General features: G+C 70.5%; 14 protein-coding genes, 1 tRNA gene and 1 pseudogene. 9 read left to right on the plus strand and 7 right to left on the minus strand.

Annotation, left to right across the window (positions count from 1 at the left end; genetic code table 11):
• From ACIBCU_RS32630 to ACIBCU_RS32640, 3 genes are read left to right on the plus strand one after another with little or no spacing between them, the layout of a single operon-like run.
• Positions 1 to 372: a DUF742 domain-containing protein gene (locus ACIBCU_RS32630; RefSeq protein ID WP_362928293.1), complete on the plus strand. Its 372-nt coding sequence runs from the start codon at positions 1 to 3 to the stop codon at positions 370 to 372.
• Complete coding sequence (locus ACIBCU_RS32635) at positions 350 to 961, plus strand: GTP-binding protein (RefSeq protein ID WP_399235845.1); 612 nt, start codon at positions 350 to 352, stop codon at positions 959 to 961. Before ACIBCU_RS32630 ends, ACIBCU_RS32635 begins: the two co-directional genes overlap by 23 nt.
• Entirely contained in the window at positions 958 to 1,536 is a 579-nt protein-coding gene (locus tag ACIBCU_RS32640; RefSeq protein ID WP_362928297.1) for a GAF domain-containing protein, read from the plus strand. Before ACIBCU_RS32635 ends, ACIBCU_RS32640 begins: the two co-directional genes overlap by 4 nt.
• Positions 1,537 to 1,551: 15 nt before the next feature.
• On the opposite strand, the gene ACIBCU_RS32645 is transcribed toward ACIBCU_RS32640, so the two are convergent.
• Positions 1,552 to 2,277, minus strand: coding sequence for a TetR/AcrR family transcriptional regulator (locus ACIBCU_RS32645; RefSeq protein WP_399235847.1), 726 nt, complete (start codon positions 2,275 to 2,277; stop codon positions 1,552 to 1,554).
• Positions 2,278 to 2,416: 139 nt separating this feature from the next.
• Between ACIBCU_RS32645 and ACIBCU_RS32650 the strand changes: the two genes are divergently transcribed.
• Positions 2,417 to 2,578, plus strand: a complete 162-nt coding sequence (locus ACIBCU_RS32650; protein WP_399235849.1) for a hypothetical protein — start codon at positions 2,417 to 2,419, stop codon at positions 2,576 to 2,578.
• A 156-nt stretch (positions 2,579 to 2,734) separates the two neighbouring features.
• Positions 2,735 to 3,682 carry an NAD-dependent epimerase/dehydratase family protein gene (locus ACIBCU_RS32655; protein ID WP_399235851.1) on the plus strand — a complete coding sequence of 316 codons (948 nt, stop codon included), beginning with the start codon at positions 2,735 to 2,737 and terminating at the stop codon, positions 3,680 to 3,682.
• 16 nt (positions 3,683 to 3,698) lie between these two features.
• Here ACIBCU_RS32655 and ACIBCU_RS32660 read toward each other — a convergent pair whose 3' ends face one another.
• Positions 3,699 to 6,755, minus strand: a complete 3,057-nt coding sequence (locus ACIBCU_RS32660) for a ThuA domain-containing protein (RefSeq protein WP_399235853.1) — start codon at positions 6,753 to 6,755, stop codon at positions 3,699 to 3,701.
• A 187-nt stretch (positions 6,756 to 6,942) separates the two neighbouring features.
• Here ACIBCU_RS32660 and ACIBCU_RS32665 point away from each other — a divergent pair, with 187 nt between their 5' ends.
• A complete protein-coding gene (locus tag ACIBCU_RS32665; protein WP_399235855.1) occupies positions 6,943 to 7,305 on the plus strand; it encodes an MmcQ/YjbR family DNA-binding protein in 363 nt (120 codons plus the stop codon).
• A gap of 152 nt (positions 7,306 to 7,457) precedes the next feature.
• Positions 7,458 to 7,531 (plus strand) — tRNA-Pro (locus tag ACIBCU_RS32670).
• Between the two features lie 203 nt (positions 7,532 to 7,734).
• Here the strand turns inward: ACIBCU_RS32670 and ACIBCU_RS32675 are convergent.
• Complete coding sequence (locus ACIBCU_RS32675) at positions 7,735 to 7,878, minus strand: hypothetical protein (protein ID WP_399235857.1); 144 nt, start codon at positions 7,876 to 7,878, stop codon at positions 7,735 to 7,737.
• Positions 7,879 to 8,129: 251 nt separating this feature from the next.
• On the minus strand, positions 8,130 to 8,777 hold the full coding sequence (locus ACIBCU_RS32680; RefSeq protein WP_399235859.1) for an SMI1/KNR4 family protein: 648 nt from the start codon (positions 8,775 to 8,777) through the stop codon (positions 8,130 to 8,132).
• Positions 8,778 to 8,992: 215 nt separating this feature from the next.
• Here ACIBCU_RS32680 and ACIBCU_RS32685 point away from each other — a divergent pair, with 215 nt between their 5' ends.
• Positions 8,993 to 10,174 (plus strand): alpha/beta hydrolase family protein, encoded by a 1,182-nt coding sequence (locus ACIBCU_RS32685; protein WP_399235861.1) that lies wholly within the window; start codon positions 8,993 to 8,995, stop codon positions 10,172 to 10,174.
• A gap of 350 nt (positions 10,175 to 10,524) precedes the next feature.
• On the opposite strand, the gene ACIBCU_RS32690 is transcribed toward ACIBCU_RS32685, so the two are convergent.
• Positions 10,525 to 11,445 (minus strand): DUF2510 domain-containing protein, encoded by a 921-nt coding sequence (locus ACIBCU_RS32690; RefSeq protein ID WP_399235863.1) that lies wholly within the window; start codon positions 11,443 to 11,445, stop codon positions 10,525 to 10,527.
• Positions 11,446 to 11,886: 441 nt separating this feature from the next.
• Positions 11,887 to 12,287 (minus strand): annotated as a pseudogene (locus tag ACIBCU_RS32695) (HAMP domain-containing protein); the annotation flags it as partial.
• Between the two features lie 376 nt (positions 12,288 to 12,663).
• Here ACIBCU_RS32695 and ACIBCU_RS32700 point away from each other — a divergent pair.
• The gene (locus ACIBCU_RS32700; protein ID WP_362928315.1) at positions 12,664 to 13,416 is read left to right on the plus strand and encodes an FCD domain-containing protein; all 753 of its coding nucleotides are present in this window, start codon (positions 12,664 to 12,666) and stop codon (positions 13,414 to 13,416) included.
• Between the two features lie 14 nt (positions 13,417 to 13,430).
• Here ACIBCU_RS32700 and ACIBCU_RS32705 read toward each other — a convergent pair whose 3' ends face one another.
• Positions 13,431 to 15,119 (minus strand): L-lactate permease, encoded by a 1,689-nt coding sequence (locus tag ACIBCU_RS32705; RefSeq protein ID WP_399235865.1) that lies wholly within the window; start codon positions 15,117 to 15,119, stop codon positions 13,431 to 13,433.
• Between the last annotated feature and the right edge of the window lie 229 nt (positions 15,120 to 15,348).

The following is a 15,348-nucleotide window of genomic DNA, read 5'->3' on the forward strand; positions in this document are numbered from 1 at the left end:
ATGCCGGCCCCGCAGGACGGGCCGTTGCTCGACGATGCGGCAGGCCGGCTCATCCGCCCGTACACCGTGAGCAACGGCCGGACGAGGCCGACCACCGTGCTCGACCTGCTCTCCCTGGTGATGGCCACGGGGAGCGTGCCCCAGGTCCACCTCGGCCCTGAACACACCGTGGCCCTGGAGCTCTGCTGCGGACCCACGTCCGTGGCGGAGATCGCCGCCCATCTGCGGCTGCCCGCCGTCATCACCAAGGTCCTCCTGTCCGACCTGGTCGACTGCGGAGCGGTCACCGCGCACGCCCCCGCGTTCCATGACATGCCAACCGACCGATCCCTGCTGGAGGCAGTGCTCGATGGTCTACGACGACAGCTCTGACAGCTCCGAATACTTCCCCGTGGCCCTCAAGATCCTGGTCGCGGGCGGTTTCGGCGTCGGCAAGACGACGTTCGTGGGCGCCGTCAGCGAGATCGCACCGCTGAGTACCGAGGAGCTCCTGACGCAGGTCAGCGCCGCGACCGACAGCCTCGAAGGCATTGAGTCCAAGTCGGCGACCACCGTGGCCATGGACTTCGGCCGGATCACGCTGTCCGAGCAGCACGTGCTCTACCTCTTCGGAACCCCCGGGCAGGAGCGCTTCTGGTTCATGTGGGACGAGCTGTCCAAGGGCGCCCTCGGAGCGGTCGTGCTCGCCGACACGCGTCGGCTCGCCGAATGCTTCGCGGCCGTCGACTTCTTCGAGCGGCGCGGCATCGGCTTCATCGTCGCGGTCAACGAGTTCGACGGCGCCTACCGTTACGAACCGGAGGAGGTGCGGGCGGCTCTCGACCTGGGGCCGGCGGTGCCGGTCGTCCTCTGCGACGCCAGGATCGCCAGCTCGGGCACCGGGGCGCTGGTCACGCTCGTCCAGCACCTCATCAACGCCACGGCGCCGGCGCCGCTCTCGGGTTTCGGAGTCCACCCGTGATCCCGTACGGGACGGGCCGGCCGCTGCTCACCCCCGTCGACCGGGACGGGGCGCGCAGGAGCGCACGGCTGCGGAGGCTCGGCCTGGGGGAGCGTGCCGACGCCTCGTTCGACAGCTTCGACGCCTTCGCCGACCGGGTGGCGGAGGTCACCGCGACGCCCTTCTCGATAGTCAACTTCATCGACGAGAACCGGCAGTTCTTCGCGGGGCTGCACACCCCGGCAGGCATCCGGAGCGGAGCGGACCTGGGTGCGGCTGCCGCGGCCGGAAGCGGCGGCCGGTATCTGGCCCGGGATCACGGTTACTGCCCGCATGTGCTCGTGCGGCGTAAGGCCCTGGTGCTGGAGGACGTCTGCGACTACCCGCGGTTCGCCGGCAACCCGGTGGTCGACGACATAGGCATCCGCTCCTACCTCGGCGCCCCGCTCATCGACCGTACGGGCGTCGCGCTCGGCACCGTCTGCGCCGTGGACACCGTGCCGCGTGCCTGGGGCCGGGCCGGACTCGACACCATCAAGCTGCTGGCCCGGGAGTTCGTCGTACAGATCGAGCGCCGGGAGGCCGTGAACCCCTGACCTCGGGGGCGGCGCTCAGTCCCATGCGAACGCGTCCGCGAGCAGGTGCAGTTGTGTAGCGAGCAGGGTGTCGCCGCTGTGTCCCATCCCGGTGAACTGTCCCGCCGTCTCCAGCCCCACGGAGCCGTGCAACTGCGCCCATACGAGCACGGCGCCCGCCAGCCCGTACGCCGCGCGGCGCGTGTCCGAGGCCGTGTGCGGGGCGTACCGGGCGACCCACTCGGCGACCCCCGCATCGGCCGTGAGCCAGGCCTCCATCTCGGTCACCAGCGCGGACGCGCTCGTCCCGGGTGATCCGTCCGCGAAGAGCGGCAGGAACGGGCCGAGCACCGCCCGGGCACGGTCCCGGGTGTCGTCGGGGGCGACGTAGCCCGGCACGGGGGCTCCCTGGATCAGCAGATAGCGGTGCGGCTCCGTCGCCGCCCAGGCGCGGTAGGCACCGCCCAGTGCGTGCAGCCGGGCGCGTGGGCTCAGCCCCGCCTCCTCCGCTGCGGCCGCCGCATCGGCGACCGCCGTGGCGGCGTCGTCGTAGGCGTCCCTGATCAGGGCGCTCAGCAGATCGTCACGGCCGGCGAAGTACCGGTAGAGCGCCGGGCCCGAGAGGCCCATCTCCTTGGCGATGCGGGTCAGCGCGAGGGCGCCGGCTCCCGATTCGGCCAGCTGCCGCAGCGCCGTGTCCTTGATCTCGGACCGGGTCTGCTCCCTGTACCGGGCACGGGGGCCCTCCTGGCCTCGGACCATCGCGGACTCCTCTGCTCACTCTGCTCGGCGTACGGGGCTGCTAGACGCGCTTACTTCCGTTACGGAGCCTAACAAGGCTCACGCCACCCCTCCGGGCGGGTGATGCCGTGCATCAGCAGGTCGAGCAGCCGCTCGGCCTGTGCACCCCGCGGTCTCCGCAGCGATCATCGGCCCGCGCACCGCCGGTCATCTGCGCGGCCCACTGGACGCCGCGGACGTCGTCCTGGGGCCCGCTGTGCTGGACCGCATCGACCGCGTCGTGGCTCCGGGTGCCGGCCTCAACCCGGACGACGCGGGCTAGGGCGCCGCGGTCCTGGCCGATCCGAAGCGCCGCCGCCGAGGGCCGGAGTGAGGGGGCAGGGGGCTGCGGGGCGGCATTGCTATGGCTCGTCATGCGAGTTACAGTGTCTAACAGAAGTGAGAGACAGTAACTCTCGATGAGTCGAAGGGGCACACCATGAGCACCGCACCCGCTCTCCACACCGTCCTCGGCGCCGGACCGGCCGGCACCGCCCTGGCCCGGGAGCTCGCCACCCGGGGCCACCGGGTCCGCCTCGTCGACCGGAAGGGGCAGGGGCCCGAGATCGAGGGCGTCGGCCGGTTCGCGGCCGACGTGTCCACCCCCGAAGGCGCGCGCGAGGCCGTCGAGGGGGCGGCTGTCGTGTACCACTGCGTCAACGTCGGCTATCACCTCCAGGTCGAGGTGATGCCCCGCATACAGGAGGCCGTCCTCGCGGCGGTCGAGGCGGCCGGCGCCCGTCTGGTCGTCCTCGACACGCTCTACCCGTACGGGGAGACGCACGGTGCGGTGATGACCGAGGACACTCCGTGGAACGCCACCAGCAGCAAGGGCGTGATGCGCGCCGAGCTCGACGCCCGGTACCTCGCCGCGCACGCGGAAGGGCGGGTCCGCGTCGTGCTGGGACGCTCCGCAGACTTCGTCGGGCCGGGAGTGCTCAACTCCACGCTGGGCGGCGCCGTCTTCCCCGCGGCGCTCACCGGCGGCCAGGTCCCGGCCCTCGGCGACATCGATCTGCCGCACAGCTACACGTACATCGCCGATGTCGCGGCCGGGCTCGCCACCCTCGGTGCGGACCCGGGTGGCGACGGACGGGTCTGGCACCTTCCCACGGCTCCCGCACTCACCACACGCCGGATCTTCGCGATGATCGAGGAGCGGGTCGGCCGTCCCCTGGATCTCACGGCCGTCGCCGAGCCGCGCCCGTTCGGACCCTTCGACGAGGTGTTCATGACGGCGTACGCCGAGATGTTCTACCAGCACACCGAAGGCCAGACGGTCGACTCCTCCGCCATCGAGAAGGCCTACGGGCTGTCGCCCACCCCGCTCTCCGACACGCTGGACGCCACCCTCGCCTGGTACCGGACGTTCCTCGCCTCGCACTGAGCGCCGTGGGCCGCCGTCACCGGGCTCCCGCCCTCCCGGCGCCCGGTCCGTCGAAGCGCAGCCAGTCCACGGCGAACAGGTCCGGCTGCTCGCTGTTCCACGCCGGGTCGGTGAACACCGCGTACAGCACCGCGCTGCCGCCAGGGCTCCTCAACGCGGCCGTCGGTGACACGGTCCCGCCCCGGGCCGTCCCGCTTCCCGCCACCCCGTCCTCCGCGCCGGGGACGGTCAGCGAGCCGAGCAGGGGGCCGTCAGGGGACCCGGCCCGGAATTCGACCGTTCCGCCTGTCCCGCACGGCGTCGCACCGACCGTCACGGACCGGATGTTCCGCAGGCTCACCGGATCGAAGGCGATCCAGTCCCCGTCCTCGATCTCCGTCAGCGCCCTGCCGCCCGAGGCCCCCGTACGCCTGCCGGCCACGGCTCCGTCGTGGGTGCCCCCGGTCGAAGTGTACTGCTCCGCCTCCTGGAAGGCCGTACGCAGGGTGAGTGAGGCGGAGCCTGTGAGCTCCGGGGCATTCGGTGCGCCCCTGTCCGTGTACTGCACCGTGACCAGGTGCGAGCCGGACCGGGACACCTCCCCGGTCGCCATGACCAAGGAGCCCCCGCACCGCCGTCCTCCTCCCGGGGTGCCGGCGAGGGGGTGCACCGTGCCGGGGAGGCCGGCCTGTGAGCGTACGAGGATCCGTGAGCAGTCGACCGGCCTCGTCCCGTCCTCGTCATCTTTCACGTCCACCGTGAGGGGCACGGTGTCGCCGGGGCGGTACAAGCCGCCGTCCGGCAACTGGCGGACCGTGATCCGGGGCCGGGTGTTGCCTACGGTGATCTCCTGACCGGCCATGGCCGTCGTACCTTCGGGACCGGTCACCGTGAGGCGCGCCGTGAATTGCCCTTCCGTGCGGTAGGTGTACGAGGGGTTCGCCTCCGTCGAGTCGGTGCCGCCGTCCCCGTCGAAGTCCCAGGCGTAGCTGACCGGCACCCCTTGGGGGAGCCCGGAGCCCGCGCCCGTGAAGGCCACGGTCAGCGGGGCGGGGCCGTTGTCCCGGTCGGTGGTGACGGCCGCACCGGGCAGCCGGCCCTCGCCGACGTGGTCGATCCGGTAGACCCCCGCGCCCTCGTCGCCGCCGTCGCGGCCCGCGCCGCTGCCGAGCCCCGCGTCGATGACGTACAGGGCGCCGTCCGGACCGAAGACGGCGGCCGACGGCCGGCTCCACTCCATGTCGTCGAAGACGACGTTGACGGACTGGAGTTCACCGGTCTCGACCGGTCCGAAGCGCGGGTCGGAGAACGTCTGGTTCCCGCGCTGGAACGAGTGCGTGGTGAAGCGTCGGCCGGCCGGGTCGTACGTCAGCCACTTCCCTGCGAAGTATTCGGGGAACTTGCTGTGGTGGAGACTCTCCGGGTCATAGGTGTAGACAGGGCCGCTCGACGCGCCACCGCTGCCCGGGCCGCTGTCCGGCGGTGCGCCGTTGACCCGCGGGGAGCAGCCCGCCGCTCCGCGGGCGGTGCCTCCGGAGCAGTACGGCCGGCCCACCTGCCCCGCTTCGGTGATCCGGAAGTAGCCCACCGCGCCGTCGGCGCCGGCATCGGCGGCCAGCAGATCACCGCTGACCGGGTCCACGGTGAAGCTGTAGGGGTTCCGCATGCCCGTCGCGTAGATCTCCGGGCGGGTGCCGGCCGTACCCGGCTCGAAGAGATTGTCCTGGGGCACGGTGTAGGTGCCGTCGTCCTGCGGGGTGATCCGCAGGATCGCGCCCCGCAGATCATCCGGAGCCCCCGACGCCAGAGGCGGGCTGACGTCGCCGGTCGCCACGTACAGGCGGCCTTCCCGGTCGAACCCGAGCGACCCGGATGTTGCCGGGGCCCCGCTGTCCGTGGACCGCCGGCCCGGAAGAACGAGCAGGCGCTTCTCCGAGGCGGGATCGACCGTGCCGCCGTCGGCCGTGAAACGGGAGAGGGCCAACCGCTTTCCCGTGGGTTCTGAACTCAGCAGGTAGAGCCAGTTGTTCACCGCGAAGTCCGGATCCAGGGCGAGACCGGTCAGTCCGTCCGAACGGGCAGCCGTCTCCGGGGAGTACGCCAGGTCGAGTGCGGTGGAAACCTTCATGGTCCGCTGGTCGACGACCTCGAGTTCGCCGGTGCGCTGTGCGACGAACACCCGGCGGTCGGGGGCGACCGCCACAGCGACCGGATCGGTCAGACCTCCGGTCGCGAGCGGGGTCCGCTGGAAGGAACCGGCGCCGGTCGCCGTGCAGTCGCCGGGCTTCGCGCCCGCGGCCCACTCGATGCCGCCCAGCAGATGGGCGAGAAAGGCGTCCTCCTGGAAGGCCGAGGGCGCGTGGCCGCCCGCGGTGAACCACGAACGCCCGCCGTCGTAGTTCTGACACCACGACCAGGGGTGGTCCGCGCCCTCGTCCAGGCCCGTGACGCCGTCACGCACCCTGATCTCCGCGAGGGTGTGCACCGTGCCGGCCGGATCGGCGCGCCAGTTGTGCCACTCCTCCGTACGTTCCCAGAGGTCGGGAAGAGTCACCGTCGAGGGATGCGCGTGGTCGAGGACCTCGACCCTGCCGGTCTGCACCGGCGTGCCCCGGTCGAGGGTCGCGCCGACCAGTCCTCCGTACCAGTCCCAGCCGGTGCCGGCGGCGGCGTCATGCAGGCCGACCCAGCCGCCCCCCGTCCGGATGTACTTCTGCAGGGCGGCGCGACCGCCCTCGTCGAGGTCCTTCCCCTTCCTCGACGCGGGCGCGGCGTTGTTGAAGACGACCGCGTGGAACCGGGCCAGCACGGCGTCGTCGAACACATCCGGATCGTCGGTCGCCTCGACCCCGAACCCGTGGTCCGCCCCGAGCTTCCTCACCGCGTCGACACCTGCGCGGACCGAGTCCTGGGACGCGTGCGTCCCCCCGGAGTAGACCAGTACGCGGAACGGCTCGGCCGGAGCCCTGGGGAACGAGGCGGCCGCGACCGAGCCGATGATCAGCGTCAGAAGTGCGACGAGGGCCACGAGGGCGATCGACGCCGGGGGAGAAGCGGGGGACGCGGGAGTCCTGGGTAACGGACGGCTGCTCATGAGTGCGCTCCCGGTGCGGTGGGGCCGGGCATGGGGGGGTAGAAAGCGCTTTCTGATGTGCGTGGTTCAGAGTAGGTTCACGGCCGTGCCGGGTCAATGGGCCGACGGGCTCGCCGTGAACCCCCAGGGCGCCGCGGTCAGAGGGCTACGGTCGGACCGAACGCAGCCTTCGGAACGGAGACCGTGGATGACCATCACCGACGACGGCCGCGCGATCGCGCTGTCCCTGCCCGATACGGCCGAGAAGCCCGCCTGGGGCCTACCGACCTTCCGGGTCGCCGGAAGGATCTTCCAAGCGCTGGAGGATGACGCGACCATGGGCGTCAAGTGTCCGGTCGAGGACCGTGCCGGGCTGATCGCTGCGGAACCGGCGAAGTTCTTCGTGCGTGAGGGGCACGACGACACGTACGCGTGGCTGCGGGTGCGGCTCGCCGCCCTCGACGGCGTGGCGGAGCTGAGGGCGACCCTCGCCGACTCCTGGCGGCAGGCCGCCCCGCGCGGGCTCGCCGCCGAGCACCCGGCGCTCGGCCTGGCGCCAGGCGACGGCTGAGGCGTCGTGCTCGGACCGTGACCCGCCGTGCACGTGGCGGCATCGAGCGAGGTCGAGGTCCGTTCACCGGAAACGGGTTCGTGAGCACCGGTGTAAGTGCGGTATTGTTCTCATGCGCGTTCGGCCAGGGGAAACCCCAGGTCAGCGGGTATCGGGACGTGGCGCAGCTTGGTAGCGCACTTGACTGGGGGTCAAGGGGTCGCAGGTTCAAATCCTGTCGTCCCGACTCGTGAGAGTCGTAGATCTGGGCCGGTTTCGGAGAAATCCGAAACCGGCCCTCGGTCATTCTTGGGAGCAGCCGGGGACCAGCCCCTCGGTCCACGTCGACGGGCCGGCTCGCCCCAGGAGGGGCCGTGCCCGGCGGACGGCGATGGTGGTGGGCGTAAAACGTGGCGGGACGCCGGGGTGCCGCTCGCTGGCTTATGATTCTCAGCGCTCCTGCGCGTATGCAACGAACCACGCGATGGCAAGAGCGAGCCCGAGAATTTTGATGCCGAGGATACCGGGAGTCGTCCCGATCCCCCTTCCGTCCAGCACGGCGCGCACGCCGCCGGCGAGCGCGCCGACGGACATGCCCGGACCTAGGACGAACGACCGCGAACTCCGGGGTCGCAGCAGGTCCCCGCGCTCGGGCGTCGGCGGCCGGGCTGGGCGGACCTGCGCGGCGGCGGCCGGAGGGCGGTGTGTCCGGAAGGTGCTTCCCCGGTACCTCACCTTCCCTGGTGCTGCCGCGGCATCCGCATAGGTGTCCTCCGGACCCTTCTTCGACGGGGTGTAGGCGAAGTCGACCACTGCCGCCGCAACGGCGACGGGCGCTGAGAAATTCAGCCAGGGTGTGACGCGGGTCGAGTGGGGCAGGATGGGGCACCAACAGCGCTCCTGTGCCGTTGGGTCGAGGCTTTGAACACCTCCCTCAACGGCAAGAGCTTCTCCACCGCCCGGATACCCAGAAAGAAGTTTCCTTCATCGGGGAAACCGGCGAAGCCGCAACATGCCACATCGTCGTCCGCATCTTCTTCGGGAAGATCCAGATTGTTCTGCAGCAGCCACGCCCGCAGATCCTGAGGGAGGGGGATACCCATCCGTTCCTCGGCGGCCGCAAGCATCTGTTCTGTAGCGGGCCCAGCCAGATCCGCGTGATCGGCCGGAGCGTGCTGCCGAAGTGGATTCATTGCGGAGCGCCGGCCGGAAAGCCCCGCAGAGATGGTACTCGGAGTGGACCGACTGCCTGCGCGTGACACCTTCTGGCCCGAAGTACAGCACCGGCCGCCCGGCGAGGTGACCGCCCGCCAGCTCCTCACGGACATGGCCGCTGTGCCCCGGCCGACCCTCCACAGCCGTACTGCCCGGCGTACGTCTTCCCGGCGACGGTGACCGAGGTCATCCGGGAGTAGTCCGACCACTTCTCCCCGGTCCTGGGGGAGTCCGTCCCGGTGGTCCTCCATTGCGCCGGATACATCGCCCGCGTACATCGCAGGGATGACGTTTCCCGGGGGGTCGTCCCAGAGCGGTACCGCAAAGGGTCCGGGCGGGGGACGCGTCCGGGCTGGGCCCGCACCTAGCGTTCACGCAGCCAAGTGTGCGTAGACAAGGAGCCTTTCATGGCCATGCCGGTGATCGAACTACGCGAGGTGAGCCGCCGCTACGACGACGGCCCGCCCGCCCTGAGCGGAGAACGGACAACCCGATGAACCATGCGCTCTTCCGTCGTGGCCTGACCGTTGCCACGGCACTGTTCACGCTCGCCGTCGGTGTGGGCGGGCCTCCTGCCGCTGTGGCCGACGGCTCGGGCAGTGCGCCGTATCTGCCCGAGCCGACCGGACTCCATGCGGTCGGCACCACCACCCTGCACCTCACGGACGGCTCCCGTTCCGATCCCTGGGTTCCCGAGGTGAGCGCACGCGAACTCATGGTCTCCCTGTGGTATCCGGCGGCGGCGCCGAGCGGACAGCGGGCGCAGTACATGACTCCGACGGAGTCGGAGCTGCTCCTCGAGGAAGGCGGCATCACCGGTGTGCCGTTGGACGTGTTGAGCACGACGCGGACCAACGCCTTCGCCGACGCCCGACCGGCAGGGCGCGTGCGCGGTCTGCCGCTGGTCGTGCTCTCACCGGGCTTCTCCAAGCCGCGCACCACGCTGACCAATCTCGCCGAGGAGCTCGCGAGCCACGGCTACATCGTGGCCGCGATCGACCACACCTATGAGAGTGTCGCCACCACCTTCCCGGACGGGCGGGTCGCCACCTGCGCCGCCTGCGAGGTCCCGCATGACGAAGCGTTCTGGAACCGGCTGGTCACGGGCAGGGCCGCCGACGTCTCCTTCGTACTGGACGAACTGACCGGGCCGCAGGCGAAATGGAGCGGCGCCCGGCTCATCGATCCGTCGCGGATCGCGATGGCGGGCCACTCCGTCGGCGGTGCGAGCGCCGTCACGTCCATGCTGGCCGATTCGCGGGTGCGCGTGGGAATCGACGTCGACGGCTCGACCCAAATCCCGATCCCGGAGGGCGGCCTGTCCCGGCCGTTCCTGTTCCTCGGCAGGCAGGCTCAGTACAGCCCGGGCAGCGGTGGCGGCGCGGTCGCCACCTGGGAACGCGACTGGGAACGCCTGACCGGGTGGAAGCGGTGGCTCGTGGTGGCCGGAGCCGAACACGCCTCCTTCACCGACGTCGGGCTGCTGGCGGAGCAACTGGGGATCGATATCGGTGCCGACCTGCCGGCGGCGCGTGCCTCGGAGATCGTCCGCAGGTATACCCGCGCGTTCCTGGAACTGCACCTGCGCCACCGGCCCCAGCCCCTCCTGGACAAGCCGTCCCAGCGCTACCCGCAGGTCAAGCTCTGCACCCCGGACACATCCACCTGCGTCTGACGACCCACCCGCAATCGGCAGCGGCGTCAGGACGTCCGGGATCTCCGCCCCCCGGCGTCCGCCGGGACGGGGTTCAGCCTGCGGGGCAGAACGTGTCCTTGCCGGGCATCCGGCCCTGGCCGATGCACTGGTTCACGTACGCGGTCGGCGGCGAGACCGTCGTCGACTTCCACACTCTCCAGGGAACGCCTTCGGCATCCGTCTGAGGCAACCCGATGGGGTCGACGACGAGCGTCGGAGCGGCAGGTTGTTCCCTCTGCCGGACCGAATGCCTTGAGCGGCGGCCGAAACGTACGAACGGAGGCCGTACCGGGACTCTTCGGTACGGCCTCCGTTCGTGATCAAATCACTCAGGCGGTCTCACCCGCGTCGGAGCCGGAACCAGCGCCCTCCGCTTCCTTGATGCCCTTGGTGATGTCGTCCAGCACCGAGAGCTTCGGCGCCTCGGTGCTGATGTCGAAGCCTGAGCGGACAACCACAAGCATGCCCTCGACGTTGGGGGACGGGAACGCGAGCGACTCGACGTATCCGTCGTCGCCGTTCTTCGTCACCACCTTCCAGCGCACCTGATAGCCCTTCTGCCCGGCGACCGTGACGGACTCGGACTTGAGCTCCTCGTGAGAGGTGATGCCGCCGTAGATCTTCTCGCCGTACGACTCCTCGGCGTTGGCCTTGATGTCGGCCTCCGCCGCGGCCTTCGCCGTGGTCGCCTCGACCTTCAGTGCCTGAGCCGGTGCGGAGAACACCCCGCCGCGCACGCACTTCTCGGACTCGTCGCCGGGGCAGGCGTACTCACCGGTCGTCACCCCCGCGCCGATCGGTCCGGACTGGCCGGTCCAGCCGTCCGGTACGGGGATGCTTATGCCACTGGCCGCGTCGGTTGCGTACCCCTCCTCGGTCTGCGGCATCTGCTGATCGGGGCTCTGGCCTCCGCCGTCGTCCTGGCCGCCGCTCCCGCCGCCGTCCCGCCCGCCGCCGTCCGGGGCGCCCGGCAGGCGTGGGCTCCCCGAGGGGGCGGGGCCCGTGGACACGGTGTCGGCGCGGTCGTCCGAGCTGTCGCCCAGCAGGTACGCGCCGCCACCGACGGCCGCGAGTACGACGATGCCGGCGGCTATGCCCGCGCCGATGCGTATGCGGCGGCGCCGGACCGTCGCGGGAGGTATCCGGAGCTGGTCGGTCCAGCGGCTCCCGTCCCACCAGCGTTCATGAAGGGGGCCGATTCCTGAGTGCCCGGGGTCTGGATGCCAGCCGGGCGGGGTCGTCTGGGTCACGAGAGCACCGTAGGCGCACTGGGTGAGAATCCTATGAAACGCACAGCGTGGTCGTAGTCACGCCGGAGGTCGCCGTGTCGCGCCGGGAGTGAGCCACACCTGCGTGCACCGCCAGGCCGTCTTGCTGCCGATGCCGTGGCATGAGCATCCTGGACGACTCCTCGCCGCCTCGACCAGGACCCCAACGTCCCTTCTGGGTACGGTGGTTGGCTTCATTTCTGCGACACTAAGGAGAGCAGATGGAAACCAGGAGCTGTCCCGTGCTCGACCCACCGGCGCCCATCTCCGGGTGGTAAGTGCCTTCACCTCCTACGGCTCCGACCACCGCAGGCTGCGCAACCTGATCTCCTCGGCATTCACCCCACGTCGCACCGAGGCGCTGCGCCCCCTCGTACAGGCCCTTGTCGACCGGCTCGTCGCGGAACTCGATCCGGCGGATCTCTCGTCGAGGCTGCCCCGGGTGATCTCCTGGACCTGGGTGAGCGCGACCCGGCGGCGTTCGGCACCCTTGGCCCGCTCGTCGCCCGCTCCGCCTCCAGCCGGTCGAGCATGCTGTTGAACGTCTCGATCAGGGCCGCGACCTCTCCCTCGCCGGCGACCTCGGGACGCGGCTGCGGGCTCAGCAGGTCGATGGTCGTCATCGCCCCGGTGACCCGTTGCAGCGGAGCGAGTCCCAGGCGCAGGAGAAACGCGTTCGCGCCGAGCATCAGGGCCATTCCACCGGCCAGGCTCAGGGCTTCGGTCGGCACCACAGGGGCGGAAACGGTGATCGGGCCGCGCAGCGGCAGGGCCCCGGCGGCGACCAGCACCGCGGCGTTGAGCAGGAAGACGCGCCAGAACAGGACACGCTCGGCCGGGCCTCCTTCGTACGCTCGGGGGAGCGCCTCCACTATGGCCGGTCCGCACCCGGAGCGACGCGCAGGGCCGCCGCCCGGGGCGCGTCTACATGGTGCCGCCCCCCGAAGGTGGGTGCCGGTCCTGATGGACCGGGCCGTCCTCTCGTACGACGATCGAAGTTACCAGGACGAGCAGCTCCGGGGCGGTACCAGGACGGAACCGCCCCACGACAGCCGCATCGCACCGCCCCGGCCCTCCGGCGCGGCGCGGCTTCACGCACCCGGTGCCCGGGCCCAGGACATCTCTCGCCTTTCTGGTCCGACCACATGGCGTGTGTGACATAGTCGAGTTATGCATATCGGTCGGAATGGGGAGTAGCGGATGCCTGTCGAGTGGCAGCCCGTGCGGCAGTCCCGAACCCATGAACTCGTACTGCAGAGCATCGAGGAGCAGGTCTTCGCCGGGAAACTCAGGGCCGGTGACCGGCTGCCGCCCGAGCGTGAGCTCGCCCCCGTCTTCGGAGTGAGCCGTTCCGCTCTGCGGGAGGCGCTCCGCGTGCTGGAGACAATCGGCGTGCTGGTCGCGCAGCCCGGCCGGGGCCCGGATTCGGGGGCGCGCATAGTGCGTAACCCGGACGACGCCCTCGGTCGGCTGCTGCGCCTCCATTTCGCCCTGGGCAGCTACAGCCTGCACGACGTGATGGAGGCCCGGGTCGCCCTGGAGCGTTCCAGCTTCGCCGCCGCGGCGACGCACGCCGTCGAGGTGGACCTGGACGAGGCGGGCGCGGTGGTCCACCGGATGTCACAGCCGGGCATCCTGCCGGAGGAGTTCAACGAACTCGACACCCAGTTCCACGTCAAGGTGGCCAGCAGTTCGGGCAACGCGCTCACCTCGACCCTGACCTCGGCGGTGCGGGAGTCCGTGCGGCCCCTCATCCTGCGGGCCCTCGAAGAGGTGGACGACTGGGAGGCCACCCGGACGCAACTCAACTCCCAGCACACCGAGTTGCTGAGGCTGGTCCGCACCGGCGAGGGCGAGGCGGCGGCCGACCTGGCCGAGCTCCACATCCGCGGATTCCACGGCACGCTGGTCGACGAGGACCGGGACGGTGCCGTCGACGGCGGTACCGCGTAGCGGCGGCGCCTCGGTCACGGCAGCATCCAGGAGAGCACCGACGTGGACTGGAGATAGACCAGCACACACAGGATGGCCAGCATGCCCACGCTGTACCCGGCCACCTTGCGCAGCAGGATGCGTTCCGAGCCGGGCATCCCCACCGCGGTGGCGGCGATGGTCAGGTTCTGCGGGCTCACCAGCTTGGCCACCACGCCGCCCGAGGTGTTCGCGGCGACCAGGAGCGTCGGGTCGATCCCGGCGGTCTGGCCGGCTGTCTGCTGGAGGTTGGCGAAGAGCGCGTTGGCGGAGGTGTCGGAGCCCGTCACCGCGGTGCCCAGCCAGCCGAGGGTCGGCGAGAGGAGGGCGAAGAGTCCGCCCGCTGTCGCCAGCCAGGTGCCGATGGCCACGGTCTGGCCCGACTGGTTCATCACGTAGCTCAGTGCGAGCACCGTGGCGACCGTCATGATGGCGCCCCGCATGTTCTTCAGGGTGCGGCCGCCCGCGGAGAGAGCCATGGCCCCGGTCATCGGATAGGCGTCGCGGTCCTTCGCGTACCGGTAGATCAGCGTGACCAGGATGCCCGAGACGATCAGCAGGGTGCCCGGGTTGCCCAGGACCTCCAGCTTGTAGATCGCGCTGGACGAGGGGTCGCCGCTGGAAGTGAGCAGCTCGCCGTAGAGGCCCGGCCATTCGATGGTGAGATTCAGGTGGCCGAGGAGCTCGGGCGCGTCGACCGGGCCGATGTTCAGCTTGGCGACGGCGAAGATGGCGATCACCAGGATGTACGGGAGCACGGCGTAGGTGACCCGGCGCGGCGTGAGCGCCTCTTTCTCGATCCGGGAGTGCTGGTCGTCGGGGGTGCGGGGCTTCCAGAAGCGCAGCATGAGCACGGCGGCGCCGAAGCCGGCGAGTGAGGCGACCACGTCGGTGAGCTCGTACGCGAAGTGGCTGGAGCACCAGTACTGCGCTACGGCGAAGACCGCCCCGGTGACCAGCGCGATGGGCCACAGCTGACGGATGCCACGCGTGCCGTCCACGACGAACAGCAGCAGCAGGGGCACGAAGAGCGCGAGCAGCGGGGACTGGCGGCCGATGACCGCGGCGATGTCCTCCGCCGGGATACCGGTCAGGTTGCCCGCCGTGGTGACGGGGATGGCCATGGCGCCGAACGCGACCGGCGCTGTGTTGGCGAGAAGAACCGTCACGGCGGCCTTGACCGGGGGCAGGCCGAGCGCCATCAGCATCACGGCCGTGATGGCGACGGGTGCGCCGAATCCCGCGAGCGCCTCGAGCAGGCCGCCGAAACAGAACGCGATGAGCGTCGCCTGTACGCGCAGGTCGCCCCGGCCGACGGCGCTGAACGAGCGGCGCAGATCCTCGAACCTGCCACTGACGACCGTCAGCTCGTAGAACCAGATCGCCGCGACGACGATCAGCATCACCGGGAACAGGCCGAAGAGCAGGCCCTGGGACGCCGAGAGCAGGCCGAGCTCGACCGGCATCCGGAACCCGAGCACCGCCACGAGGAGGGCCGTGAGCACCGAGCCCAGTGCGGACACCAGTGCCGAGCGCTTCGCCACCATCAGGAGCAGGAAGAACACGGCGAGGGGGATCAGGCTGACCAGGGCGGTCGCCAGGAGGCTGTCCGCAATGGCATGTACATCTGGTGTGTACGAAGCAAGCGCGGTGGCGGGCGCGGTGGCCACGGAGTTACTCCTCATCGAGTGGTACGGGGCAGAGCGAACCGGCCTGAGCCGTGCACCGCCCTGTCCTGGCCTCGTACGGATGCGGGCTCGAGGAGCGGACAGCCGGCAGGCAGCTGGTTCAGCGATCAGTAGGACACCGCATATGTCCTATGTCAATAAGGTCAGACCAATTGATTGGTAGGTCACTTCAGGAGGAAGTTCGGTGGAGGTGCGGCGGAAAGCGCTTGCTCCCGCCTTCGCGTGG

Origin of the sequence: Streptomyces sp. NPDC051064 (assembly GCF_044455985.1) — a bacterium.
Classification (GTDB): domain Bacteria; phylum Actinomycetota; class Actinomycetes; order Streptomycetales; family Streptomycetaceae; genus Streptomyces.